The organism is uncultured Tateyamaria sp. (assembly GCF_947496075.1).
GTDB lineage: Bacteria > Pseudomonadota > Alphaproteobacteria > Rhodobacterales > Rhodobacteraceae > Tateyamaria.
The window spans coordinates 326067-349355 of record NZ_CANMBJ010000001.1 but is presented as its reverse complement, the minus strand read 5'-3'; the positions used below and the strand labels follow the sequence as shown (position 1 = coordinate 349355).

20 protein-coding genes are annotated in these 23289 nt (G+C 60.5%); 10 read left to right on the top strand and 10 right to left on the bottom strand.

Annotated elements, in window-relative coordinates; translation table 11 throughout:
* Positions 1-8 precede the first annotated feature (8 nt).
* The 4 genes from pdhA to Q1A51_RS01730 form a co-directional block, all read right to left on the bottom strand.
* Entirely contained in the window at positions 9-998 is a 990-nt protein-coding gene (gene pdhA / locus Q1A51_RS01745; protein ID WP_299603091.1) for a pyruvate dehydrogenase (acetyl-transferring) E1 component subunit alpha, read from the bottom strand.
* 125 nt (positions 999-1123) lie between these two features.
* Positions 1124-1423, bottom strand: a complete 300-nt coding sequence (locus Q1A51_RS01740) for a septum formation initiator family protein (RefSeq protein WP_299603088.1) — start codon at positions 1421-1423, stop codon at positions 1124-1126.
* 93 nt (positions 1424-1516) lie between these two features.
* Positions 1517-2290 (bottom strand): SDR family oxidoreductase, encoded by a 774-nt coding sequence (locus Q1A51_RS01735; RefSeq protein WP_299603084.1) that lies wholly within the window; start codon positions 2288-2290, stop codon positions 1517-1519.
* Positions 2291-2368: 78 nt separating this feature from the next.
* Entirely contained in the window at positions 2369-3556 is a 1188-nt protein-coding gene (locus tag Q1A51_RS01730) for a phosphoglycerate kinase (protein ID WP_299603082.1), read from the bottom strand.
* Positions 3557-3685: 129 nt separating this feature from the next.
* Between Q1A51_RS01730 and Q1A51_RS01725 the strand changes: the two genes are divergently transcribed.
* Together Q1A51_RS01725 and Q1A51_RS01720 are read left to right on the top strand one after the other, a co-directional pair.
* Complete coding sequence (locus Q1A51_RS01725) at positions 3686-4195, top strand: peptidylprolyl isomerase (protein ID WP_299206584.1); 510 nt, start codon at positions 3686-3688, stop codon at positions 4193-4195.
* On the top strand, positions 4185-4745 hold the full coding sequence (locus tag Q1A51_RS01720) for a peptidylprolyl isomerase (protein ID WP_299603078.1): 561 nt from the start codon (positions 4185-4187) through the stop codon (positions 4743-4745). The genes Q1A51_RS01725 and Q1A51_RS01720 overlap by 11 nt, the downstream gene beginning before the upstream one ends.
* 112 nt (positions 4746-4857) lie before the next feature.
* Here Q1A51_RS01720 and Q1A51_RS01715 read toward each other — a convergent pair whose 3' ends face one another.
* The 6 genes from Q1A51_RS01715 to bcp all read right to left on the bottom strand — a co-directional run bounded on the left by Q1A51_RS01715 (position 4858) and on the right by bcp (position 10433).
* Entirely contained in the window at positions 4858-6324 is a 1467-nt protein-coding gene (locus tag Q1A51_RS01715) for an MFS transporter (RefSeq protein WP_299603075.1), read from the bottom strand.
* Positions 6325-6336: 12 nt separating this feature from the next.
* Positions 6337-6849, bottom strand: a complete 513-nt coding sequence (locus Q1A51_RS01710) for a polymer-forming cytoskeletal protein (protein ID WP_299206578.1) — start codon at positions 6847-6849, stop codon at positions 6337-6339.
* Positions 6839-8170, bottom strand: a complete 1332-nt coding sequence (locus Q1A51_RS01705) for a M23 family metallopeptidase (protein ID WP_299603072.1) — start codon at positions 8168-8170, stop codon at positions 6839-6841. Before Q1A51_RS01705 ends, Q1A51_RS01710 begins: the two co-directional genes overlap by 11 nt.
* Before the next feature lie 177 nt (positions 8171-8347).
* The gene (locus tag Q1A51_RS01700) at positions 8348-9157 is read right to left on the bottom strand and encodes a ferritin-like domain-containing protein (protein ID WP_299603069.1); all 810 of its coding nucleotides are present in this window, start codon (positions 9155-9157) and stop codon (positions 8348-8350) included.
* The gene (locus Q1A51_RS01695; protein WP_299603066.1) at positions 9154-9975 is read right to left on the bottom strand and encodes an alpha/beta hydrolase; all 822 of its coding nucleotides are present in this window, start codon (positions 9973-9975) and stop codon (positions 9154-9156) included. The genes Q1A51_RS01700 and Q1A51_RS01695 overlap by 4 nt, the downstream gene beginning before the upstream one ends.
* A complete protein-coding gene (gene bcp, locus Q1A51_RS01690) occupies positions 9972-10433 on the bottom strand; it encodes a thioredoxin-dependent thiol peroxidase (protein WP_299206570.1) in 462 nt (153 codons plus the stop codon). Before bcp ends, Q1A51_RS01695 begins: the two co-directional genes overlap by 4 nt.
* Positions 10434-10505: 72 nt before the next feature.
* Here bcp and Q1A51_RS01685 point away from each other — a divergent pair, with 72 nt between their 5' ends.
* From Q1A51_RS01685 to uvrA, 8 genes are all read left to right on the top strand, one after another.
* A complete protein-coding gene (locus tag Q1A51_RS01685; protein WP_299603062.1) occupies positions 10506-13925 on the top strand; it encodes an AsmA-like C-terminal region-containing protein in 3420 nt (1139 codons plus the stop codon).
* 21 nt (positions 13926-13946) lie between these two features.
* A complete protein-coding gene (gene queA, locus Q1A51_RS01680) occupies positions 13947-14999 on the top strand; it encodes a tRNA preQ1(34) S-adenosylmethionine ribosyltransferase-isomerase QueA (RefSeq protein ID WP_299603059.1) in 1053 nt (350 codons plus the stop codon).
* 94 nt (positions 15000-15093) lie between these two features.
* Positions 15094-16365, top strand: coding sequence for an MFS transporter (locus Q1A51_RS01675; RefSeq protein WP_299603056.1), 1272 nt, complete (start codon positions 15094-15096; stop codon positions 16363-16365).
* A 97-nt stretch (positions 16366-16462) separates the two neighbouring features.
* The gene (locus tag Q1A51_RS01670) at positions 16463-17041 is read left to right on the top strand and encodes a DUF924 family protein (protein ID WP_299603053.1); all 579 of its coding nucleotides are present in this window, start codon (positions 16463-16465) and stop codon (positions 17039-17041) included.
* Between the two features lie 144 nt (positions 17042-17185).
* Positions 17186-18583, top strand: a complete 1398-nt coding sequence (lpdA, locus tag Q1A51_RS01665) for a dihydrolipoyl dehydrogenase (RefSeq protein WP_299603050.1) — start codon at positions 17186-17188, stop codon at positions 18581-18583.
* 94 nt (positions 18584-18677) lie between these two features.
* Positions 18678-19061, top strand: a complete 384-nt coding sequence (locus tag Q1A51_RS01660) for a hypothetical protein (protein ID WP_299603047.1) — start codon at positions 18678-18680, stop codon at positions 19059-19061.
* Positions 19062-19102: 41 nt separating this feature from the next.
* Positions 19103-20272 (top strand): MFS transporter, encoded by a 1170-nt coding sequence (locus tag Q1A51_RS01655; RefSeq protein ID WP_299603044.1) that lies wholly within the window; start codon positions 19103-19105, stop codon positions 20270-20272.
* 87 nt (positions 20273-20359) lie between these two features.
* Positions 20360-23242 carry an excinuclease ABC subunit UvrA gene (gene uvrA, locus Q1A51_RS01650; protein ID WP_299603041.1) on the top strand — a complete coding sequence of 961 codons (2883 nt, stop codon included), beginning with the start codon at positions 20360-20362 and terminating at the stop codon, positions 23240-23242.
* Positions 23243-23289: the final 47 nt, after the last annotated feature.

The following is a 23289-nucleotide window of genomic DNA, read 5'->3' as shown; positions in this document are numbered from 1 at the left end:
GTCTCCCCTCAGGCGTAAATATCGGTCCAAAGCTCGTCGAGCGCTGGTTCCGGGCTTTCCTTCGCAAACTCGGCCGAGGCGTTCACGATTTCCTTGATCTCTTTGTCGATGGCCTTCAGGTCATCCTCGGTCGCGTGCTTGCCGGTCAGTAGCATGGAACGGACGGCCTCGATCGGATCACGCTCATCGCGCATCTTCTGCACTTCCTCGCGGGTGCGATACTTGGCTGGATCGGACATCGAGTGACCGCGATACCGATATGTCTTGATCTCAAGGATATACGGACCCTTGCCAGCCCGGCAGTGCGCGACGGCCTTCTGACCCGCCGCCTTGACCGCCAACACATCCATGCCATCTACTTCCTCGCCGGGGATGCCATAAGCCGCACCACGTTCCCAATAGCTGGGCGACTTCGTTGACCGCTTGGTGGAGGTGCCCATGGCGTACTGGTTGTTCTCTATGACGAATACGACCGGCAGGTCCCAGAGCTCGGCCATGTTATAGGCCTCGTAGACCTGGCCCTGGTTGGCCGCACCATCACCGAAATAGGTAAAGGTGACGCGCCCGTTTTCCTTATACTTGTCAGCAAAGGCGAGGCCCGCACCAAGGGGCACCTGCGCGGCAACGATGCCATGCCCCCCATAGAAATGCTTCTCTTTCGAGAACATGTGCATGGAGCCACCCTTGCCCTTGGAATAGCCGCCCTCGCGACCCGTCAGCTCGGCCATCACGCCATTGGGATCCATGCCACAGGCCAGCATGTGGCCGTGATCGCGGTAGGACGTGATGCGCTTGTCGCCGTCCTCGGCCGCAGCCTCCAGGCCCACAACCACGGCTTCCTGCCCGATATAAAGGTGGCAAAACCCACCGATCAGGCCCATGCCGTACAACTGCCCGGCTTTTTCCTCGAACCGGCGGATCAGCAACATGTCGCGGTAGTAGCCCTGCAGCTCCTCCGCTGACACGTTTGGTTTCGTTTGGGCTTTGCGCGCGGCCATGGCGGCGACCTCCCTGACAAGGAATAGTTTAGCGTTAAACTATTCCCTACAGGATTCGTTCACGCGAGGCGAGTGCCAATCTGCCGCGAGGGCAACTTGCACCAATAATGCTTGTTTTTCAGGGGTCAGCGTATGACGATTTCGTCACTGCGCAACATGCCGAGCACGCTGCGGGCCTGTTCGTCTAGCAGGTCAAGGTCTAGGTAATCATCCGACAAACGCTTGGTCAGGTTCTCCATCTGTGCCACCTGCACTTGGACCTCAGAAAGCTGGCGCGACAGGTCCCGCGCTTCTGCTTCGATCTCGGCACGGCGGAACAGACCAAAATCCCCCTGTACGGCGGCAAAGGTGAAATAGATCGCCAAAGCGAACGTAATCGAGAAGAAGATAAATGTGCCCACGGCGGGGCGCGCTGTACGGGTCATGTGAAACTACTGCCTTTGTTCCCGCCTCTTTGGGCGGTTTCGAACACTATGACACAGGTGATTCGCGCTGTGAATCCCTTTTGTTTACAAGGCCTAGTGTTTTCCCATCATTTGCGCGGCTATCCGCGTTGTCAGGGTTCGCGGCGATATCCGGGGCAGGAAAGCCAACATCTTGTTCATGGCACCGGGTACGACGATCCGCTTGCCGATCCGTGCGTGTAGCCAACCGGCCTCGGCCACGTCCCTGGCGTTCATGGGCTTCGACATCCTGAGCAGGCGCACGCCGTGCATGTCGGCGTCATCGAAAAAATTGGTGGCAGTCGCACCAGGGCACAGTGCCGTCACGGTCACGGATGATCCGCGCAATTCTTCGGCTACTGCTTCGGACAGGGACAGAACATAAGCTTTCGTGGCGTGATACACTGCCATCTGCGGACCGGGGGTGAACCCAGCGACAGAGGCGACGTTCAGGATACGCCCCTTGGGCAAACCCTGCATGTGCGGGATCGCCAGCTTCATCAGCCGGGTCAGTGCCAGCATGTTCACGTTGATCGAGGCCAGCTCGCGCTCCCATCCCTGACCGGCGTCGAACGGCCCGCTATAGCCAAGACCTGCGTTGTTCACGAGGACATCAATCTCGCGTCCGTTACTCGCTTCGGACCACAACCGGTCGACCTCCGCCATGTCGGACAGATCGGCGGGGATCACCACCGCCTCAACCCCGTGGCTGCGCGCCTCCTCGGCGACCGCGTCAAGCTTGTCCTTGGACCGCGCGGCCAGGATCACATTGCGGTTTTCCTTGGCCGCAACGCACGCGAACTCTACACCCAAACCTTCGGATGCGCCGGTGATCAGTGTCCAGGCCATGTCGTGTCCCCCATTTGATGCAGATCGATAGGGCATCATATGAGTTAAGGCGCGTCTGCGCCAACCGGCTCGCGCTGACTATTGAGTGAGCGCAGCTACCCCAGGCAGGTCTTTACCCTCCATCCATTCGAGGAATGCGCCCCCGGCGGTGGAGATATAGGTGAAGTCACCTGCAACACCCGCCTGATTGAGCGCGGCCACCGTGTCTCCGCCACCTGCGACGGTGACCAGCTTGCCTGCCTTGGTCAGCGCTGCAGCGGCCTTGGCTGCGGTCACTGTTGCCGTATCGAATGGCGCGATCTCGAATGCGCCGAGTGGCCCGTTCCAGATCAACGTTTCCAAATCGCTAAACGCCCGTGCGATGGTGTCGGCTGCATCATCGCCAGCATCCAGAACCATCTGGTCATCTGCCAGTTTCGTATCTTGCCCAAGGGCAATCACCTCATGGTCCGCACCGGCTTTGAATTCGCGCGCGACACGTCCGTCTGTCGGCAGGATCACGGTGCAGCCTGCGTCCTTGGCTGCCGCCATGATGTCCCGCGCGGAGTTGTGCAGGTCCGCCTCTTGCAGCGATGCGCCAAGGTCCGCGCCTTGTGCCGCGATGAATGTATTGGCCATGCCCCCGCCGATGATCAACACGTCGATCTTCTTCACGAGGTTCTGCAGCAGGTCCAGCTTGGTCGACACTTTGGCTCCACCCACAACGGCTCCTACGGGACGCTTCGGGTTGGACAAGGCCGCTTCTAGCGCTTCCAGTTCCGCCTGCATCAACCGACCCGCGCAGTTGGGCAGCAGGTGGGCCACGCCGGTGGTCGAGGCATGCGCCCGGTGCGCTGCAGAAAATGCGTCGTTGCAATAGGCGTCGCCGAGCGTGGCAAGGAATTGTGCCATCTGCGGATCGTTGGCTTCTTCCATTGGGGAAAAGCGGGTGTTCTCCACAAGAATGACAGCGTCGGCAGGTTGCGCGTCGATCCAGTCCCGGCTGGGACGTTCGACAAAGATGACCGCGCACCCGAACGCCTGTTCGAGGGCAGGGACGAGGGGCTGCAAAGACATCTCGGGGTTGGGCTGGCCCTTGGGCCGTCCGAAATGGGCCAGCAACACCGGGCTGCCGCCTTTTGCGCGGATGTCCTTGATGGTGGGCACGATCCGCTCAATGCGGGTGGCGTCGGTCACCCGGCCATCCTCCATGGGCACGTTGATATCGACGCGGGTCAACACGCGCTTACCGTTCAGATCCATATCATCCAGCGATTTCCAGCCCATGTTGCGCACTCCTTTGCCTCTGTGTTGGCCCTTGCATCGCGGCAAATGCACCTCGGGTCAACCGGGTGACTTGTCCCTGCGTGCCCACCGGCTTAGGTAGATGCCCAAACCAATTGGAAAGAGGCGCACATGGCCGAGATCAAAGACCCCGAAAACACGATCCTGATGGAGCTCAAAGGCGGAACCGTCACCATTCAACTGCTGCCCGACGTGGCCCCCAAGCATGTCGAGCGGATGAAGGAACTGGCGCGTGCCGGTGAATATGACAACGTCGCGTTTCACCGTGTAATCGACGGTTTCATGGCGCAGACGGGCGACGTGCAGCATGGCGACATGGAAGACGGGTTCAATATCCGCATGGCCGGCACAGGTGGTTCGGACAAGCCGGACGTTCCGGCCGAGTTCTCCAAGGTCCCCCACGCCCGTGGTTCGCTGGGGGCTGCGCGGTCGGCCAACCCCGACAGCGCCAACAGCCAGTTCTTTATCAACTTCAAGGACAATGATTTCCTGAACGGTCAGTACACCGTTTATGGTCAGGTGACCTCTGGCATGGAGCACGTCGATGCAATCACCCGCGGCGAGCCGCCTGCCGAGCCTGACCGTATGATCAGCGTAAAGGTGGCCGCCGATGTGGCGTAACCTGATCGCCGCCGCAGCACTTGTTGTCCCTGCGGGGACAGCGCTGGCCTCGGGCCTTGAGATTGAGGTGAGCGGTGAGGCCAATGGCACCATCGCCATCGATCTTCTGGAAGACACGGCACCGCAACATGTCGCGCGCATCACGGCGCTGGCCGAAGGTGGTGAGTATGACGGGGTGGCCTTTCATCGGGTGATCGACGGCTTCATGGCGCAGACCGGTGACGTGCAGTTCGGAGATACGAGCGGTGACTATGATGGTCGTCGTGCGGGGACCGGGGGTTCCGACCAACCGGATCTGCCAGCCGAATTTTCGGACGTCACCTTTGACCGTGGGGTTGTCGGCATGGCGCGGTCGCAAAGCCCGAACAGTGCCAACAGCCAGTTCTTTATCATGTTCCAGCCGGGGCCGTTTCTGGATGGCCAGTACACCGTTGTAGGCCGCGTGACCTCGGGCCTTGAGGTGCTGGACCAGATCAAGCGGGGGCACCCGCGGTCGGGTGCGATTGAAGGTGCGCCGGATGTGATGACCAAGGTGTCGGTCACCGAATAAAAATCTGTCCCCGCGGGGACACGTTGAAAGGGCACACTTTAAGTGTGCCCTTTTTGCGTTTTCGTGCAACGACTTAACCTGCAGTATTCAACGATTAAAAAGTGGTTGAAGGTTAATTTTCGTTTACACGTCGGGTCAACCAGCCGAGGCCTGCGCTGATCACTGCGAGCGTTGTGGCGATCCAAGCAAGCCCTGTGAATGCCGTTGTCATGGCCGCGCCGTGACCTGCTGTATCGCTCTCGATTCCGAAGCTGGCGGTGCCCCCTGCGCCTGCGTAGAGGGCCGCGACGAACCCGCCGACAGCGGCCACCGAGATGAGGCCTGCCATCCGCGTGACGGCGTTGTTAATGCCCGAGGCCGTGCCGGATTGGGTTTCGTCCACCGCTGCCATGATTGAGGTTGAGAGCGGGGCCACAACGGCTGCCATGCCAAGGCCTACGAGGCACATGGCAGGCAGGATGTGACCCCAGAAATTCTGATACGATGCGAGGATCGCCATCGCCGCGTAGCCCGTCGCAACCACCAGTGATCCCCCAATGAGCAGGGGCGCAGGGCCGATCCGGTCAGCCAGTTTGCCCGCGCGGGCTGATAACAGTGAAATGAACACCGACATGGGCGCGAAAGCGGCGGAGGCTGCAATCTCGCTGAGCCCCCAGCCTGCGATGAAGGTCATCGGCATGAAGAAGAACATCATCGACAGCGCGGAATAGAGCGTGAACGTCAGCGCGTTGGCGGCAGAGAAGGGGCGCGAGGCAAAGAGTGTGAGCGGCATCATAGGATGATCGCTGCGCGTTTGCGTCCAGAGGAAAGCCACCAGCATCATCGCGCCAACGATCAGCCACATCGTCGCGTTGCCGCCATGATCAAGCGAGGTCAGTCCCCATGCGATGGCTAGCAAAGCGGCAGTGGCGGTCAGGGCACCGGGAATGTCAACGCGGGCATTCTCCTTGGCTGGGTCGTCGCCCAGATGGCGGTACAGCAGAAACAGCGCCAAAGCGCCCAGCGGCAGGTTGATGGCAAAGATCCAGCGCCACATTTCGGGCCCGCCAATGGTCAGGGTAAGCCCGCCGATGATGGGCCCCGCTGCAGTGGTGACTGCAGTTGCAGAGGCCCAGATGCCGATGGCGCGCCCCCGACTTTCGCGGGGATAGGCGCGGGCAATCAGGGCGAGCGAGCCGGGCACCATGATGGCCGCGCCCACACCCTGCACCGCGCGTGCGACAATCATGAAGAGCGGCGTGGGGGCGAGGGCGCAAAACATCGACGCCACAACAAAAAGCGCAATGCCAAGCCCAAAAACGCGGCCCAGTCCAAAACGGTCGCCCATGGCCCCGCCGACAAGGATCAGGGCCGCCAGCGTGAGCATATAAGCGTTGTGAATCCACTGTGCCTGTACCAGCCCCGCGCCCAGGCTGTCGCGCATGGCGGGCAGGGCGATGGCTACGACCGTGCCATCGATGATGCCCAGGGCCGAGGCGAGTACCGCCGCAACAAGGATGTAGGGGCGACTGCGTTCCGCGCAGAACCCGGGATGAAAAACGGGCGCCGCAGTGGTCTGGGGCGCCCGTGTGTCTGTCATGTGAAAAAGACCCTAGCCGTTTTGCGGCGCTGGCGATGGCTGCTGCGGTGGTGCCTTGGGCTTGTTGCCGCCCGCGTTCAGGGGATCGTCCTGACGCTGTACGGACCCTTCGAAATGGGCACCGCTTTCGATGGCGATGGTCTTGTGAATGATGTCGCCTTCGACCCGTGCGGTCGAGGTCAGGCGCACTTTCAGGCCACGGACGCGGCCCACGATGCGACCGTTGATCACGACGTCGTCCGCGACGACCTCGCCCTTGATCGTGGCGCTTTCACCGATGGTCAGCAGGTGGGCGCGAATGTCGCCCTCAACTGTGCCTTCGACCTGGATGTCGCCGGTGGTTTTCATGTTGCCCGTGACGTGCAGGTCAGCTGAGAGAAGCGATGCGGGTGGTTTCGCCTTGGGCGCGCTGGCCTTGAATTCGCTTTGCTGTTTGGGCGCTGCGGGGGCAGGGGCGGCCGGTGCCGCTTTTTTCTCCGCATCGGTGCTGGGCGCGGGATCGTTGATTTTGCTCTTAGAAAACATCGTTGGCTGCCTTGATATAGATCATCGGGTTGACGGCTTTTCCGCCGACGCGGACTTCGTAGTGCAGATGCACGCCGGTTACCCGTCCAGACGCTCCCATATCACCTATCCGGTCCCCGCGCGAGACCTTTTGACCAACTTTCACACGCAGCCGTGACAGGTGCGCGTAGCGGGTTTCGATCCCGAATTCATGTTGGATTTTGACAAGTCTGCCATAGCCCGATTGCCAGCCTGCATGGGTCACAACGCCGTCGGCCGTGGCATATAGCGGTGTGCCCAGACCGGCGGCGAAATCGACGCCTTTGTGCATGCGTCGACCGCCCGTTTTGGGGTCGCGGCGGAAGCCGAACGACGATGTGAAGCGGAAGGCGGATTTGACCGGGGTGGCAAAGGGGGCTTTCTGTGCGGCAATCCGGTAGAGGTTCAGCGTGTCCATCTGGTTCAGCAGACGATTGGCGCGCAGCGTGTCGGGGCTGGGTTCTTCACCCCGTGTCGAGAAGGACAGGGGGGTCAGCGGGCCGCCTTGGCCGGAATAGCCGCGCCGGACCTGCTCGATAATCCGGTCGGTGGGCATACCAGCGGAGCGGAACATCTTGTCCAGCGGTGCAACGGAGACGGTCATCGCTTCTTCGAGCTGGCGGAAAATCTGATCGTTCTGTTCGCGCATCAGCGCAATTTCGGTCGCCATTGCGTCGGCGGCAAGCAGCGCATCCTGCGCGTCCTGTTCGATCTTGTCGCGTTCGGCAGCGGTTTTGGCGAGCGCGTCTGCCACAAAATCCATGGGTGCCCCACCACCGCTTGCGGCGAGTGCCGTGCCTGCGCCACCGGTCTCAACCTGGTCCTGCAGTGCGGCCAGCTGCTCGCGTGCTGTTTCACGGTCCTTCATGGTGCCGCGCAGCGTCGCCTGGATCACTTCGATCCCGGTTTCAAGTTCGCGGCGGCGTGTCTCGGACGTCAGCAGTTCTGATTGCATGACGGAGATCTGTTGAAGGGCGGCGTTGAAGCGGTTTTGTGCGGCCAGCGCTTCCTCAGCGCGGGCGTCGCGTTGACCAGCCAGATCGTTCAGGCGGGCCTGATAGGTGGTTTGATCACGTTTGGCCTGTTCACGGAAGTTGCCGGACCCGATGCTGTCCATGAGCAGGATGGCCGTTGCCACGATTGCCCATGCCACAACAAAAGAACTGCCCGCGAAAGCGAGCAGTTGTGTGCCGGGCCGAAGCCGGATGAACCTGGTGTCATTGTCCGATTTGAGAAAGACGCGACGCTCGGGAAAATACTTTTCCAGAAGTCCGTGCCACTTAATGCCGAGGCGTGTCCGCAAAACGCTCGTCCCTTTAGTTCCCATCCCACAGCGGCGCTCATATCCCCAAACACGACGCCCTAACGCCTGTGCATAAAGTCACAGCGCTTTGGCGGCAAGTCTCACGCTACGTTCTGTGTAAAACCGGTGCGGAAATGTATCAAATTGGCGGAAAACCGCGCATGATATCCATACGGATCAGTCCGTTAGCGCAAGAGGCCAGTAGAAATCCGGGGGCAGCCCGGCCTCTGCCCTTTTCTCTTCGTTGAAGGGTGGTTTGAGGGGGCTGTGGAAGTATTTCTGAACCAAGGCGTGGAACGCATCCTTGGGGTCAAGATTGTAGCGCCCACACATGAAGTGGAACCATTTCGAGCCGTAAGCGACGTGGGCCACTTCCTCGGCATAGATGGTTTCGAGTGCTGCGACGGCGCTGTCGAGTTTCGCTTTTCGGAAGATGTCGATCATGCCCGGCGTCACGTCGAGACCGCGGGCTTCGAGGACCATGGGGACAACGGCCAGACGGCCCATGAAATCCTCTACCGTGTCTTCGGCGGCGCGCCACATGCCCGCATGGGCCGGAAGGGCGCCGTAGTGGCTGCCCAACTCTTCGAGGCAGTCGCACATCAGGTTGAAGTGTTTGGATTCTTCGTCTGCCGCTTTCACCCAGTCGTCATAAAACCCCATGGGCATCGGCACATGGGTGAAGCGGGCGATGATGTCCCAGTGCAGGTCGACGGCGTTGAGTTCGATATGGGCCACGGCGTGCAGCAGCGCGATGCGCCCCTGCGGGCTGCCGGGGCGGCGGCGCGGCACGTCACGGGGGCTGAGCAGTTCGGGCGTTGATGGCCGGGCCGGGTGCATGGGCGGGGAAGCCGTGCCGATGTCAGGTGTGTGCCCGTCGGCCCGTGCCGCTTTCCATTCGGCGGCCAGCTTGCGGGACAGGGCCGTCTTTTCCCGGCCATCTGCGGTGCGCAGCACAGCCTCCGCCATTTGCGCAAGGGGCATCATGGGGCGAGGGCGGGCAGGGCGGCCCGGAGCGTTGCGTCAGCGTTTTCGAGTTGCGGCATATGTCCGAGTCCCGGCAGTTCTGTCATGGGTAGGCGGTCCATCGCCAAAGCCAATTCGCGCCCACGCGCCAAGGGTATCCACGGATCATCAGCGCCCCACAAGATGTGAACCGGGCATCTGACCTGATCCAGCTTGTCCTCGAACGCTGCGGTGAGCGCCTCGTCCGCTTGCGCGAACTGGCGATAGAATGCGATCTGCCCCTCTGCATCCAGCCAGGGCGCGACCAGTTGCTCCATGTCGTCCCCGGCGATGCCATGTGCGAAAGCGCCGCCGATATACGCTTCGACAATACCCCGATGTATGTGCGGCGGCACGGCGGAGAACACATCGACATGGCGTTTCACATGATCGAAAAAGCCTGACCCCCACGGGCGCATCATCACCACGTTCATCAGGACCAGACGGGTATATTCGACACCGCCCATCAGATGCGCCCGCAATGTAATCGCGCCGCCGAAATCATGCGCCCACACGATGGGTGCGCGCAGGTCGAAATGATCGAGCATCTCGGCCAAGACCTGCGCTTGCGCATCAATCCCGCTGGGACGGTCGGCCCGATGTTCCGAAGCGCCGAAATCGGGCATGTCGTACCAGTGCACGGTGAACTGTTCGGACAGGCGTGCAATCACGCGGTGCCAGGAAAAGGACGACCAGGGCCAGCCATGGGCCAGCACCAGCGCGGGGCCGGTGCCGGATCGACCAGCAGCAACAAAACCTGCTGACGTCTGGAACCGCTCAGGCAGATGCCATCCGGTCACAGGGCTTTGACAGCCGCCAGCACCGCTTCGGCGTGACCGGGCACCTTCACCTTGGGCCAGACCATTGCAACACTGCCGTTGGCGTCGATGAGGTAGGTGGTGCGTTCGATGCCCATGTACTTTTTTCCGTACATGTTCTTTTCCTTCCAAACGCCGTAATCCTCGCAGACCGAGCCGTTTTCGTCCGACAAAAGCCCCACGGTCAGCTCGCGTTTCTTGGCGAACTTGGCATGGCTGGCGACGCTGTCCTTGGAGATGCCAAAAACCTTGGCGCCAGCGGATTCAAATTCGGCCAGATGTTCTGAAAAGGCGATCGATTCCTTGGTGCAGCCCGGCGTGTCATCGCGTGGATAGAAATAAAGTACGATCGGACCGCCTTGCATCGCCGACAAGGTCACATCATTTCCATCACTGTCAGGCAAGGTGAAGTCAGGGGCGGGGGAGGCGATATCGAGCATGTTTCGGCCTTTTCATAAGACTTGGGAAAGTTGTGACTGGCATGATAGGGCTGGGCGGACAAGAATAAAGACATGAGCAGTGAAGACCCGACTCCTGAACCGCCCGCGCGGCGGAAAAAAAGCCTGTGGCGTCGCCTTGGGCTGGGGAGCCTGTTTTTCAGTCTTTTCTTTGCCGTCATTCTGGGCACCGCCATCTATGTGCTGATCGGGCGACCGATTGCGGCACCGGATTGGTTGCGCGACCGGATCGAGGTGCGGGCAGGACAAGCGTTGGGCGCGGCGTCGCTGCGCTTTGATGCGCTCGATCTTGTCGTCGAGGACAGCAGCAAGCCACGGGTCCGCATGAGCAATGTGCAAGTGCTGAACACAGCTGGCGTAGAGATTGTGGGCTTTTCCGAAATGCGGATTGGTTTATCCGTGACCGGTCTGGCGCAGGGAGAGTTTCGCCCCACGGACATCAGTGTGTCCGGCGTCTTTGCCAGTATGCGGCGTGAGATTGATGGCTCGGTCATTCTGTCCGGCGGTCTGGATCTGACCGGACCCACGCAGCGGGCGGCCAACCTGGCCCTGCTGATCGAAAGCGTTGACGAACTGCTGACCTTGCCGGGCTTGTCTGCCCTGACCTCGGGCGACATTCAGGCGCTGACCCTGCGGGTCGAGGATGTCAGATCCTCCCGCGCGTGGACGGTTGACGGTGGTCGGATGCGATTGGCGCGCGACGGCGACGCAGTGCGCATTACTTCGGACCTTGCCTTGCTGAGCGGTGGCGAGGACGTGGCGACGCTGGAGGCCAATTACGAGGGTCAGGTCGGGCAGTCATCGGCCACCTTTGGTGTCTTGGTCAGCGATGTGGATGCCGGAGATATTGCGGTTCTCGCACCGGCTTTTGAATGGCTTGACGTGGTGCGTGCCCCGATATCGGGTGCGGTGCGTGGCGGCGTGGGCGCGGATGGCGTGCTGGCCCCGCTAAATGTGTCGCTGAATATCGGCGCGGGTGTTATTCAACCAACCGACGCGACACGACCGGTGCCGTTCCAGTCGGCGCGCAGTTACTTCAGCTACGATCCCGGCGACACCGTCCTGACCTTTAACGAATTGTCCGTCGAAAGCGCATGGATCACGGCGCAGATCGACGGTCAGGCGGTTTTGGGGTTGGACGATCAGGGCGGTCTTGATGATCTTGTCGGCCAGTTTCGGGCCACGTCGTTAAGTGCAAATCCGGATAACCTGTATCCTGAACCGATCGAGATGCAGGCGGCGCAGCTGGATTTTCGTTTGCGCCTTGATCCCTTTCGGCTGGATATCGGACAGGCTTTGTTTGAGGACCATGGGCAAAACCTGATTGCGCAGGGTTCCTTGTTGGCGGCCCCAAATGGGTGGAGCTATGAGCTGGATGCGCAGGTGGCGGGCATGATGCCTGAACGTCTGCTTGAGATCTGGCCGGATCGCTATGCACCCAAGGCCCGCAAATGGGTGCTGGAGAACCTGCAAGATGGGTTCATGCGCGACATTGATGTTGCACTGCGGGATACGCCCGGCAGTCCAACGGTCGCCTATGCCGGGTTTGCTTACGAGGACGCGCGGGTGCGTTACCTCAAGACGATGCCCCCGGTCGAGCAGGCGAGGGGGAGCGCCAGCCTGCTGGATGGCCGTTTTGTGGTTGCCGTTGATCAGGGCTTTGTCGCGTCACCGCGTGGTGGCCGTATCGATGTCAGCGGGTCGTCCTTCATCATTCCCGATGTGCGTGCGCGTGAGGGTGTGCCTGCCGTCGTCCGGTTGGAAACAGACGGGACAGTGACGGCGGGCCTGTCGCTGTTGGATTTGCCACCGCTGAGCGTGATGGAGCGCGCGGGGTTGTCTCCGACACTGGCGGACGGGCGTTTGCAAGCCGCCGGTACGCTGGCCTTTGCCATGAAGAAGGGGCTGAAGCCCCAGGATGTTGAGTATGATGCGACCGGCACTGCCCGGGATGTGTTGAGCACCACCCTGATCGAAGGGCGACGTCTGGCGGCGGACACGTTGCGGGTCATCGCCTCGCAAAACAGGGTTGAGGTGTCTGGCCCCGGAACGTTGGATGGGGTGCCGTTTGATGCGCGCTGGGCGCAGCCATTGGGGCAGGGATCGCCGCAACCGAGCCAGGTCACGGGCACAATCGAGCTGTCAGAGCGCACGATTGATGCGTTTGAACTGGGCCTTCCGCCCGGGTTGGTGACGGGCCGGGGGACCGGTAACATCACCATTGACCTGCCGGTGGGCGGCGGTGTCCCCTCCTTTGCCTTGTCGACCAACCTGCGTGGGGTGCGCCTGTCATCGCCGCCGCTGGGGTGGTCGAAGCCTGCGTCAGCTGCTGCGTCCTTGACCCTGGCCGGGCAACTTGGGCCGTTGCCGCGTGTGGATCGGATTGCGCTGGATACGCCTGGCTTGCAGGCGGAAGGGGCAATCACGTTCATTCCGGGCGGGGGGCTGGAGCGGGCGAGTTTCAGCTCTGTTCGTGTCGGAAACTGGATGAATGGCCCGGTGGATCTGTGGGGCCGTGGCTCGGGCGCTGCGCCGGCGGTCGAGGTGCGTGGCGGCGTGCTGGATCTGCGCGCGGCGGATTTTGGTGGTTCGGGTGCGGGCACCGGCGGGCAGCAGGGGGGCGGGCCGCTGAGCCTGACATTGGATCGATTGCAGATCACCGACACCATCGCGCTTGATCGCGTGACGGGTGATTTCAACATGGCGCGCGGGTTGGATGGCGAGTTTCGTGCCCGGGTGAATGGCCGAACGCCGATCCGTGGCCAGGTGCTGCCGCAGAACGGTCGCAGTGCGATCCGCATCACGTCGGACGATGCTGGTGGTGTGGCGGCCTCAGCCGGTATTTTGAAACAGGCGCGCGGCGGGTCCTTGTCCCTGACCCTGTTGCCTGTAGGCGATGCGGCCTTTGACGGCACGTTGAGTGTCAAGGAAACGCGGGTGCAGGATGCGCCGGCCATTGCCGCTCTTTTGAATGCGCTTAGTGTTGTCGGCCTGTTGGAGCAGATGAGCGGCAGCGGCATTCACTTTCAGAATGTCGATGCCTCTTTCCGCCTGACCCCATCCACGATGACACTGACACAGGCCAGTGCGACGGGGCCATCGATGGGGCTGTCCATGGATGGTGTTTATGATGTGGCAGGCGGGCGTCTGAACATGCAGGGCGTGATCTCACCCCTGTTTCTGATCAATGGGATCGGCGGCATCTTTACCCCTCGGCGCGGCGAGGGTTTGATCGGTTTCAACTACCGTTTGCGCGGCCCGGCGGCGAACCCGCGCGTGCAGGTCAATCCGCTGTCGGCGCTGACGCCCGGCGTGTTCCGCGAGATTTTCCGCGCCCCGGCGCCGGATGTTCCCCGGGTCGAAGGGGAGCAGGTGGCGCCGGTCGTACCGGAGGCCTTTGTGCCCGAGGACACAGGACCCAGCCGTGCCGAACAAAGACGGATTGAACGGCAAAAACGCATTGATGATCGGTGATTGCGTCGCTACGTGGCGCGCATGAAACTGGATGATTTCGATTTTGATTTGCCCGAGGCGCTGATTGCGACCCGTCCCGCATCACCGCGGTCATCGGCGCGGTTGCTGGTGGCCGTTGGGGACTCGATCCACGATCAGATGGTCACGGACCTTGTATCATGGCTGCGTCCTGGCGATTTGCTGGTTTTGAACGACACGCGTGTGATCCCGGCGCGCCTGTTCGGCACCCGCGCACGGGAAAGTGCGCAAGGCCTGACCGAAGCACGGATCGAGGCGACCCTGCTGGAGCCCCGCGCTGACGGCACATGGTCGGCTTTGGTCAAACCGTTGAAGAAGGTGAAGCCGGGCGAGGTGATCCGCTTTTCCGATGATCTGTCGGCCACGCTTGAAGGCAGCGCCGACGGGCAGGGGCATTTGAGGTTCAACCTGACGGGTAAGGATTTCGACGCGGCGCTGGCTGAGGCCGGTGCGATGCCGCTGCCGCCGTACATCGCCGCCAAACGTCCTGCAGACGCACAGGACAAGACCGATTACCAAACCATCTGGGCCAAGCGCAGTGGCGCTGTGGCGGCACCAACGGCCTCGCTGCATTTCGACGAAACGTTGATGCAAGCGCTGGCCGCGCACGGGGTCGAGACGACCCATGTGACATTGCACGTCGGTGCAGGCACATTTCTGCCGGTCAAGGTGGATGATGTGACCAAGCACAAGATGCACGCCGAATGGGGGCAGGTTTCGGGCCGGGCCGCGCGGGACATAGCGGCAGCCAAGGCGCGCGGTGCCCGGGTGATTCCCGTTGGCACCACGGCCCTGCGTTTGATCGAGACGATGGCGCGGGATGGCGGCATCGCGCCGTGGGAGGGGGAAACGGATATCTTCATCTATCCCGGTTTCAGCTTTGGCGTGGCGGACGGGTTGATGACCAACTTCCACCTGCCCAAATCGACATTGATGATGCTTGTGTCAGCCCTGATGGGGCAGGATCGCATTCGCGCCATCTATGACCACGCCGTGAAATCGGAGTACCGGTTCTTTTCATATGGGGATGCGTCGCTTTTGTTGCCGCAAACGTGACACCGGAAACCGACACACACTGGTCGCACATATCTGCGACACGGTCGGCAAATGCAGGGCAGGGTGATTTCACCCCTTCAAGGAGTTCCGCATCATGTTCCAAGTTCTGACAAGCGCCTGGGCCCTGCTGTTTGGCATGGGGCTTTTGATGGTGGGCAACGGGATGCAAGGCACGTTGCTTGGTATTCGGGGGGAGATCGAGGGATTCTCGACCGCCCAGATGTCGATTGTCATGTCGGCTTACTTCCTTGGATTTCTCGGTGGCAGCCGTCTGGCCCCAAGGATGATCCAGCGGGTGGGCCATGTGCGCGTCTTTGCGGCACTCGCGTCGCTGATTTCGGCGGTAATGATCCTGTACCCAACCTTTGCGGATCCGTGGGCATGGACCATCGGGCGTGTTGTTATCGGTTTTTGCTTTTCTGCCGTCTATGTCACGGCGGAAAGCTGGCTGAACGATGCGGCCGACAATTCGAACCGGGGCAAGGCTCTGTCTTTGTACATGATTGTGCAAACATTCGGCATTGTGGTCAGCCAGTATTTGCTGCTGACCGCCGATCCCTCGGGCTTTGTCCTGTTTGTCATCCCGTCGGTGCTGGTGTCGCTGGCGATTACGCCCATCCTGTTGTCGATCAGTCCGGTGCCGGCCTTTGAAACAACCAAGCCGATGTCGCTGCGCGCGCTTGTCGCGACCTCGCCCTTGGGCTGTGTGGGCATGTTCCTGCTGGGAGGTGTCTTTGCCGCGCAATTCGGGATGTCGGCGGTTTACGGCACGCAAGTAGGGCTGTCGGTCGCGCAGATTTCGGCCTTTGTGTCGACCTTCTTTGTCGGGGCCATGCTGTTGCAATATCCCATTGGCTGGATTTCGGACCGGATGGACCGCCGGGCGCTGATCCTGATCGTCGCAGCCATCGGCGGTGGTGGGTCAGTCCTTGGCCTGATTCTGGGTGGCAATTTCGCAATGCTTCTGGTGTCGGCTTTTGTCGTGGGGGGCATGTCAAACCCGCTTTATTCCCTGCTTTTGGCCCACACGAACGACTTTCTTGATCACGATGATATGGCGGCCGCGTCTGGCGGGTTGGTTTTTATCAATGGTCTGGGTGCTGTTTTCGGTCCGCTGATCGTTGGTGCGCTGATGGAAAGCGTGGGGCCATCGGGTTTTTATATGTTCACTGGTGTGCTGTTTGCCGCGTTGGTTTCCTATGCAGCCTACCGGAGAACGCAACGGGCTGCGGTTCCCGTCGAAGAAACGGGTTCGTATGTTGTGATGTCCCAGGCCACCACGACGCCGGTTGGCATGGAATTCGCGCAAGAATACGCCATTGAGGCTGATTTGGAGGCGGAAGATGACGCACAAGCGGCATCCTAACACGCAATGTGTCGCACCTGTCGTATTTCGTGATTGGGGTCTGTGGAAAACTTATGTAACGATTTGAGTACGGGGCATGGGAAGCGGGAGACAAACCATGGTTGGTCCGGACGAAGTATTGAGTTTCTGGTTGGATGAGTGCACGCCGGATGATTGGTTTAAATCTGACGCTGCATTCGATCAAAAAATACGCGACCGTTTTGGCGGCGCGTGGAAGGCGGCGACGGAAGGCAAGTTTGCGCTTTGGTTGACATATCCGTCGGGGGCGCTGGCCTATATCATTCTGACAGACCAGTTCCCACGCAATATGTTTCGCGATGATGCAGCAGCCTTTTCCACGGACAAGGCGGCCCTTGCCGCGGCCAAATCCGCGATCGCGAAAGGCTGGGACATGCGGATAGATCTGCCTGCGCGCCAGTTCTTTTACATGCCGCTTGAGCATTCGGAAAACCTGTGTGACCAGGATCGGGCCGTGCGCTTGATTTGTGAGCGGATGAAGGATGACGAGTTTCTGCTACATGCCCGTGCGCATCGCGAAGTGATCCGCGAATTTGGCCGCTTTCCGCACCGCAATGCGGTTCTGAGACGGGCCACGACGGCAGCGGAAAAAGCGCATCTGGACGCAGGCGGTTATGGTGCCGTTCTGCGGGGCATGCAGGCCGACAAGGCTGCCTGACAAACTTTTTCTGTTTCAATGACGAGCTGGCGCGGGGCTTCCCTTGCGTCAGGCGTTTTGTCGCGCCATGCTTCCGTTGTGAAGTGTTCAGAAATAGTTTAACGGTAAACTAAATCTGGCGCAGCGTTTGGCGAGGGCATTGAAATGGCGGCGAAATCCTTTGATGTGGTGGTGATCGGATCTGGCCCAGGCGGGTATGTGGCAGCCATTCGTGCGGCGCAACTGGGGCTGAGTACCTGCGTGGTGGAGCGCGAGAGTCTTGGCGGCATCTGCTTGAACTGGGGCTGCATCCCGACCAAGGCGATGTTGCGCAGTTCGGAAGTGTTCCACTTAATGCACCGCGCCAAGGAGTTTGGCCTGAAGGCGACCGGTGTGGACTATGATCTGCCCGCTGTTGTTGAACGCTCACGCAAGGTGGCTGGTCAGCTGTCCGGCGGTGTTCAGCATCTGCTGAAGAAGAACAAGGTGACGGTCATAATGGGCGAGGGGACGATCCCGTCCAAGGGTAAGGTCAGCGTCAAGACCGACAAGGGCACCGAGGAGCTGACAGCGAAGAGCATCATCCTTGCCACTGGCGCGCGGGCGCGTGAGTTGCCGGGGCTTGAGGCGGATGGCGATCTTGTCTGGACCTACCGGGCGGCGCTGACGCCGAAGCGGATGCCAAAAAAGCTGCTGGTGATCGGCTCCGGTGCTATCGGGATCGAGTTTGCCAGCTTCTACAATACGTTGGGGGCCGAAACGACCGTGGTGGAAGTCATGGATCGTGTGCTGCCTGTTGAGGATGCCGAGATTTCGGCCTTTGCCAAGAAGGCGTTCGAAAAGCAGGGCATGAAGATCATGCAAAAGGCGATGGTCAAGCAACTTGATCGAGCAAAGGGCAAGGTGACGGCCCATATCGAGGTCGGTGGCAAGGTTGAGAAGCATGATTTCGACACAGTTATTTCCGCCGTTGGTATCGTTGGGAATGTCGAGGGGCTGAACCTTGAAAAACTGGGCGTGAAGGTGGATCGCACCCACGTTGTGACGGACGAATACTGCCGGACCGGTGTCGAGGGGATTTATGCCATCGGCGACATTGCTGGCGCGCCGTGGTTGGCACATAAGGCGTCACACGAGGGCGTCATGGTGGCTGAACTGATTGCTGGCAAGAACGATGTTCACCCGATCAAACCCAACTCCATTGCCGGATGTACCTACTGCCACCCGCAGGTCGCGTCTGTTGGTCTGACCGAGGCGGCGGCCAAAGAGGCTGGCTATACACTGAAGGTCGGGAAGTTCCCGTTCATCGGCAACGGCAAGGCGATTGCCCTGGGCGAGCCAGAGGGCATGATCAAGACCGTGTTCGATGCCAAAACGGGTGAGTTGCTGGGCGCGCATATGATCGGTGCCGAGGTGACCGAGCTCATCCAGGGGTATGTAGTGGGGCAAGCGCTGGAGACAACGGAAGAAGACCTTATGCATGCTGTCTTCCCGCACCCGACATTGTCGGAGATGATGCACGAAAGCGTGCTGGATGCCTATGATCGTGTGATCCACATGTAAGGCGCGACATTTATTGTCTGAAAAAACTGATGATCGTTATCCTACGCTCATCGGTTTTTTTGATTCTGGGGAATGATTGATGAAAAGATGTTTGATGATGCTGGCCGCCGCCTTTTTTGGTTTGGGGCTGACAGTCGCACCGACCTCTGCGCAGCAGTTTACATTTGAGTACTACGCGATGCTGTCACCACAGGACACTTACAACTCAAGCGGCCTGCCTTTGAATGACGTGTGTGGGATCGTGCAGCAGGATCGCGCCAACGTCCACAAATTCGGCAGACGCGACTCGGCGGACAATATCGACCCGTTCTTTACCACGGCGGAGCGGCGGGCAATGATTGCGGGGCGATGCGAGTACGATCCTTCTTACCATACGGTCGAGCGTATCCGTTCTCAGTTCATCGGCTTCGTTCTCGTCCGGGTTTTCGGCAACGGCAACACCGTGACGCGCGTGCAAATCTTCGAAGCCGCCGGTTAACGGGCCTTGCACCTCCCCGGCGCTTGTGATGAGCGTCGGGAATGACTGATCGCACTTCATTCCCGCTCGTCTTTGCTCTCTGGGGCGCGGGGTTGGGCGCTGCGGGGCAGTATGCCAAAATCTCGGTGATCTTTGACAGGCTGCCCGCTGTTTATCCTGATGCTGGTGCAGCGCTTGGGTTCACCGTGTCTCTTGTTGGATTTCTGGGTATCCTTTTGGGCGTCGTGGCTGGCCTGGTTGTCGCGCGCATCCGGTATCGGCGGGCGATGCTGTGGGCGCTTTGGGCGGGTGCGGCGCTGTCACTTTATCAGGCGACTTTGCCGAGCTTGCCCTTGATGCTGGTGAGCCGTGCGCTTGAGGGCGTGTCGCATCTGGCGATGGTTGTTGCCGCGCCTACGCTTATCGCGCAGCTGAGTGCCGAGCGGCATCGCGGCTTTACCCTGACACTGTGGAGTACGTTCTTTTCCGTCGCCTTCACCCTTTTGGTCGCCCTTGGCCTGCCGCTTGTGGATGCGATGGGAGTGCCTGCGTTGTTCGTCGCTCATTCCATTTGGCTGGCCGTTTTCGCGGTTACCCTTGGTGTGTTCCTGCACCCAATTGAGGTGCCGCCAGGGGGTACTTTGTCCCTGCGGGGCATCTTGCGCGATCACGTGACCATCTACCGTTCCCCCAGCATTGCGGCACCGGGGGCCGGTTGGTTGTTCTATACGTTTTGCTTTCTGGCGATCCTGACAGTTTTGCCGCCCTACATCGCGCAGGAATGGCGGGCTTGGGTCATGGGGGCGATGCCTTTGACCTCGATTGCCGTGTCCCTGACGCTGGGCGTTTTTGCGATGCGGTTCATGTCTGCGATCATGCTGGTGCAGATTGGTTTTGTGCTGTGCATCCTGTCTCTGTTATGGCTTTGGGCCGCGCCGGGCTTGCCCGCTGCGTGCCTGGCGTTGGCAGGAGCCTTGGGGCTGGTGCAGGGGGCAAGCTTTGCTGCTGTGCCGCAGTTGAACCGGACTGCCGCCCACCAATCCCAAGCCTATGGTGGCTTGGCGCAGACCGGCAATCTGGGCAACACGCTGGGCACGCCCGTGTTGTTGGCCGTGCTGGGTATAGCTGGCTTTCCGGGGTTGGTCTGGACGTGCGTCGCCGTCTTTGGTTGCGGGATTGCGGTCCATGCGTGGATGGCGACGCGGCGGCGTACTGACACCATTCGGCAGTAAGCGACATGTTCACGACATGTTCTCATTTTTTCATTGGCTGTTTCGGCCATCTGACCTATGTACAAACCGTTAATCCGGGGGGCTGATATGGCCGAGCAGAAGAATATCGAGGTGCGTGGCGCGCGCGAGCACAACCTCAAGTCCATCGACGTGGATATCCCGCGCGACCAACTGGTTGTGATCACTGGGCTTTCCGGGTCGGGCAAGTCATCGCTGGCCTTCGACACGATCTATGCCGAGGGGCAGCGCCGCTACGTGGAATCACTGTCGGCTTACGCGCGTCAGTTCCTGGACATGATGCAGAAGCCGGATGTGGATCACATCTCGGGCCTGAGCCCCGCGATTTCCATCGAGCAGAAGACGACGTCGAAGAACCCTCGATCGACTGTTGGCACTGTGACTGAAATCTACGACTACATGCGTCTGCTCTTTGCCCGCGTCGGCACGCCCTATTCGCCTGCCACTGGCAAGCCGATCGAGGCGCAGCAGGTGCAGGACATGGTGGACCGCATCATGACGATGGAGGAGGGGACGCGCGCCTATCTTCTGGCCCCCATCATCCGCGACCGGAAGGGTGAGTACCGCAAGGAGTTCCTGGAGCTGCGCAAGCAGGGTTTCCAGCGGGTCAAGGTGGACGGGTCGTTCTATGAGTTGGACGAGCCGCCGACATTGGACAAGAAGTTTCGCCATGACATCGACGTTGTGGTGGACCGGATCGTGGTGCGCGAGGGGCTGGAGACGCGGTTAGCAGATTCGCTGCGGACGGCGCTGGATTTGGCCGACGGGATTGCGATCCTTGAGACTGCGCCGAGCGAAGGTGATCCCGAGCGCACGACCTTTTCCGAGAAATTTGCCTGCCCTGTCAGTGGCTTCACGATCCCCGAGATTGAGCCACGTCTGTTTTCGTTCAACGCGCCCTTTGGAGCGTGCCCGTCCTGCGATGGGCTGGGGCACGAGCTGTTTTTTGACGAACGGTTGGTGGTGCCGGACCAGACATTGAAGGTCTATGACGGGGCGCTGGCACCGTGGCGGAAGGGGAAATCGCCGTATTTCCTGCAGACCATTGAGGCGATTGCGGCCCACTACGAGTTTGACCCGCAGACCAAGTGGAAGGATCTGCCAGCGCATGTGAAGCAGGTGTTCCTTTACGGCTCCGGTGATGAGGAGATCCCGTTCCGTTATGATGAGGGCGGGCGCGTTTATCAGGTGACGCGCGTGTTCGAGGGCGTGATCCCCAACATGGAGCGCCGCTATCGCGAGACGGATTCGAACTGGATTCGCGAAGAGTTCGAACGGTACCAGAACAACCGTCCTTGTGGCGATTGTGGCGGGTTCCGCCTGCGGCCCGAAGCGTTGGCGGTGAAGATCGGGCCACGTGATGACCCCGAACGGCTGCTGCATGTGGGGCAGGTGGTCGAGATGTCGATCCGCGAGGCCTTTGACTGGTGTCAGACCGTGCCGGAGCATCTGACGGACCAGAATAACGAGATTGCGCGGGCCATTCTGAAGGAGATTCGCGAGAGGCTTGGGTTCCTGAATAACGTTGGTCTTGAGTATCTTACGATGTCACGTTCAAGTGGCACGCTGAGCGGGGGAGAGAGCCAGCGTATTCGGTTGGCCTCCCAAATCGGGTCCGGTTTGACCGGCGTTCTGTATGTGCTTGACGAACCGTCGATTGGCCTGCACCAGCGCGACAATGACCGGCTTTTGGGCACGCTCAAGAACCTGCGGGATCAGGGCAACACTGTCATCGTGGTGGAACATGATGAAGAGGCCATTCGCGAGGCCGACTATGTCTTCGACATTGGCCCGGGTGCGGGGGTGCATGGCGGGCAGGTCGTGGCGCATGGGACGCCGGATGTGCTGGCCGCCAGCGGGTCCATCACCGGCGACTACTTGTCTGGCAAGCGCGAGATCGCGGTGCCGACAGAGCGTCGCAAGGGTAAGAAGGGCAAAAAGAAGGTCACTGTCGTCAAGGCGACGGGCAACAATCTGCAGAACGTGACTGTCGACTTTCCCTTGGGCAAGTTTGTCTGCGTGACGGGCGTGTCGGGCGGGGGCAAGTCCACGCTGACAATTGAAACGCTGTTCAAGACGGCGTCCATGGCGCTGAACGGTGCGCGCCAGACACCTGCGCCCTGCGAGACGATCAAGGGGCTGGAGCATCTGGACAAGGTGATCGACATCGACCAGCGCCCCATCGGGCGCACTCCGCGGTCCAACCCTGCGACCTATACCGGGGCATTCACCCCAATCCGCGACTGGTTCGCGGGACTGCCGGAGGCCAAGGCGCGTGGTTATAAGCCGGGGCGTTTTTCCTTCAACGTGAAGGGTGGGCGGTGCGAGGCTTGTCAGGGCGATGGTGTCATCAAGATCGAGATGCACTTCCTGCCGGATGTTTATGTCGAGTGCGAGACGTGTAAAGGCGCGCGCTACAACCGTGAAACGCTTGAGATCAAGTTCAAGGGCAAGTCCATTGCCGATGTACTGGGTATGACGGTTGAGGATGCCCAGACGTTTTTCCAGGCCGTGCCGTCGATCCGTGAAAAAATGGATGCGCTGATGCGCGTGGGGCTGGGCTACATCAAGGTGGGCCAACAGGCGACGACCCTGTCCGGGGGCGAGGCGCAGCGGGTAAAGCTGTCGAAGGAACTGTCGAAACGGTCGACGGGCCGGACGCTCTATATTCTCGATGAGCCGACGACCGGTCTGCACTTCGAAGATGTGCGCAAGCTTTTGGAAGTGCTGCATGAATTGGTGGATCAGGGCAATTCGGTCGTTGTGATCGAACACAATCTGGATGTCGTAAAAACCGCTGACCATATCATCGACATTGGCCCAGAGGGTGGCGATGGTGGTGGTCAGGTTGTTGCGACCGGTACGCCGGAGGAAGTGGCGGAGGTGGCCGAGAGCCATACCGGCCGGTACCTGAAGCCGATGCTGGCACAGCGCAGGGTGGCAGCAGAGTAAATAGGCTCAGGTGTCTTGAATGTTAATCTGATTAACACCATCTCATC

Excerpts from the sequence above, each read along its gene's own strand:
- pdhA (WP_299603091.1), bottom strand. The coding sequence starts at position 998 with ATGGCCGCGCGCAAAGCCCAAACGAAACCAAACGTGTCAGCGGAGGAG.
- Q1A51_RS01740 (WP_299603088.1), bottom strand. The coding sequence starts at position 1,423 with ATGACCCGTACAGCGCGCCCCGCCGTGGGCACATTTATCTTCTTCTCG.
- Q1A51_RS01735 (WP_299603084.1), bottom strand. The coding sequence starts at position 2,290 with ATGGCCTGGACACTGATCACCGGCGCATCCGAAGGTTTGGGTGTAGAG.
- Q1A51_RS01730 (WP_299603082.1), bottom strand. The coding sequence starts at position 3,556 with ATGGGCTGGAAATCGCTGGATGATATGGATCTGAACGGTAAGCGCGTG.
- Q1A51_RS01725 (WP_299206584.1), top strand. The coding sequence starts at position 3,686 with ATGGCCGAGATCAAAGACCCCGAAAACACGATCCTGATGGAGCTCAAA.
- Q1A51_RS01720 (WP_299603078.1), top strand. The coding sequence starts at position 4,185 with ATGTGGCGTAACCTGATCGCCGCCGCAGCACTTGTTGTCCCTGCGGGG.
- Q1A51_RS01715 (WP_299603075.1), bottom strand. The coding sequence starts at position 6,324 with ATGACAGACACACGGGCGCCCCAGACCACTGCGGCGCCCGTTTTTCAT.
- Q1A51_RS01710 (WP_299206578.1), bottom strand. The coding sequence starts at position 6,849 with ATGTTTTCTAAGAGCAAAATCAACGATCCCGCGCCCAGCACCGATGCG.
- Q1A51_RS01700 (WP_299603069.1), bottom strand. The coding sequence starts at position 9,157 with ATGATGCCCCTTGCGCAAATGGCGGAGGCTGTGCTGCGCACCGCAGAT.
- bcp (WP_299206570.1), bottom strand. The coding sequence starts at position 10,433 with ATGCTCGATATCGCCTCCCCCGCCCCTGACTTCACCTTGCCTGACAGT.
- Q1A51_RS01685 (WP_299603062.1), top strand. The coding sequence starts at position 10,506 with ATGAGCAGTGAAGACCCGACTCCTGAACCGCCCGCGCGGCGGAAAAAA.
- queA (WP_299603059.1), top strand. The coding sequence starts at position 13,947 with ATGAAACTGGATGATTTCGATTTTGATTTGCCCGAGGCGCTGATTGCG.
- Q1A51_RS01675 (WP_299603056.1), top strand. The coding sequence starts at position 15,094 with ATGTTCCAAGTTCTGACAAGCGCCTGGGCCCTGCTGTTTGGCATGGGG.
- Q1A51_RS01670 (WP_299603053.1), top strand. The coding sequence starts at position 16,463 with ATGGTTGGTCCGGACGAAGTATTGAGTTTCTGGTTGGATGAGTGCACG.
- lpdA (WP_299603050.1), top strand. The coding sequence starts at position 17,186 with ATGGCGGCGAAATCCTTTGATGTGGTGGTGATCGGATCTGGCCCAGGC.
- Q1A51_RS01660 (WP_299603047.1), top strand. The coding sequence starts at position 18,678 with ATGATGCTGGCCGCCGCCTTTTTTGGTTTGGGGCTGACAGTCGCACCG.
- Q1A51_RS01655 (WP_299603044.1), top strand. The coding sequence starts at position 19,103 with ATGACTGATCGCACTTCATTCCCGCTCGTCTTTGCTCTCTGGGGCGCG.
- uvrA (WP_299603041.1), top strand. The coding sequence starts at position 20,360 with ATGGCCGAGCAGAAGAATATCGAGGTGCGTGGCGCGCGCGAGCACAAC.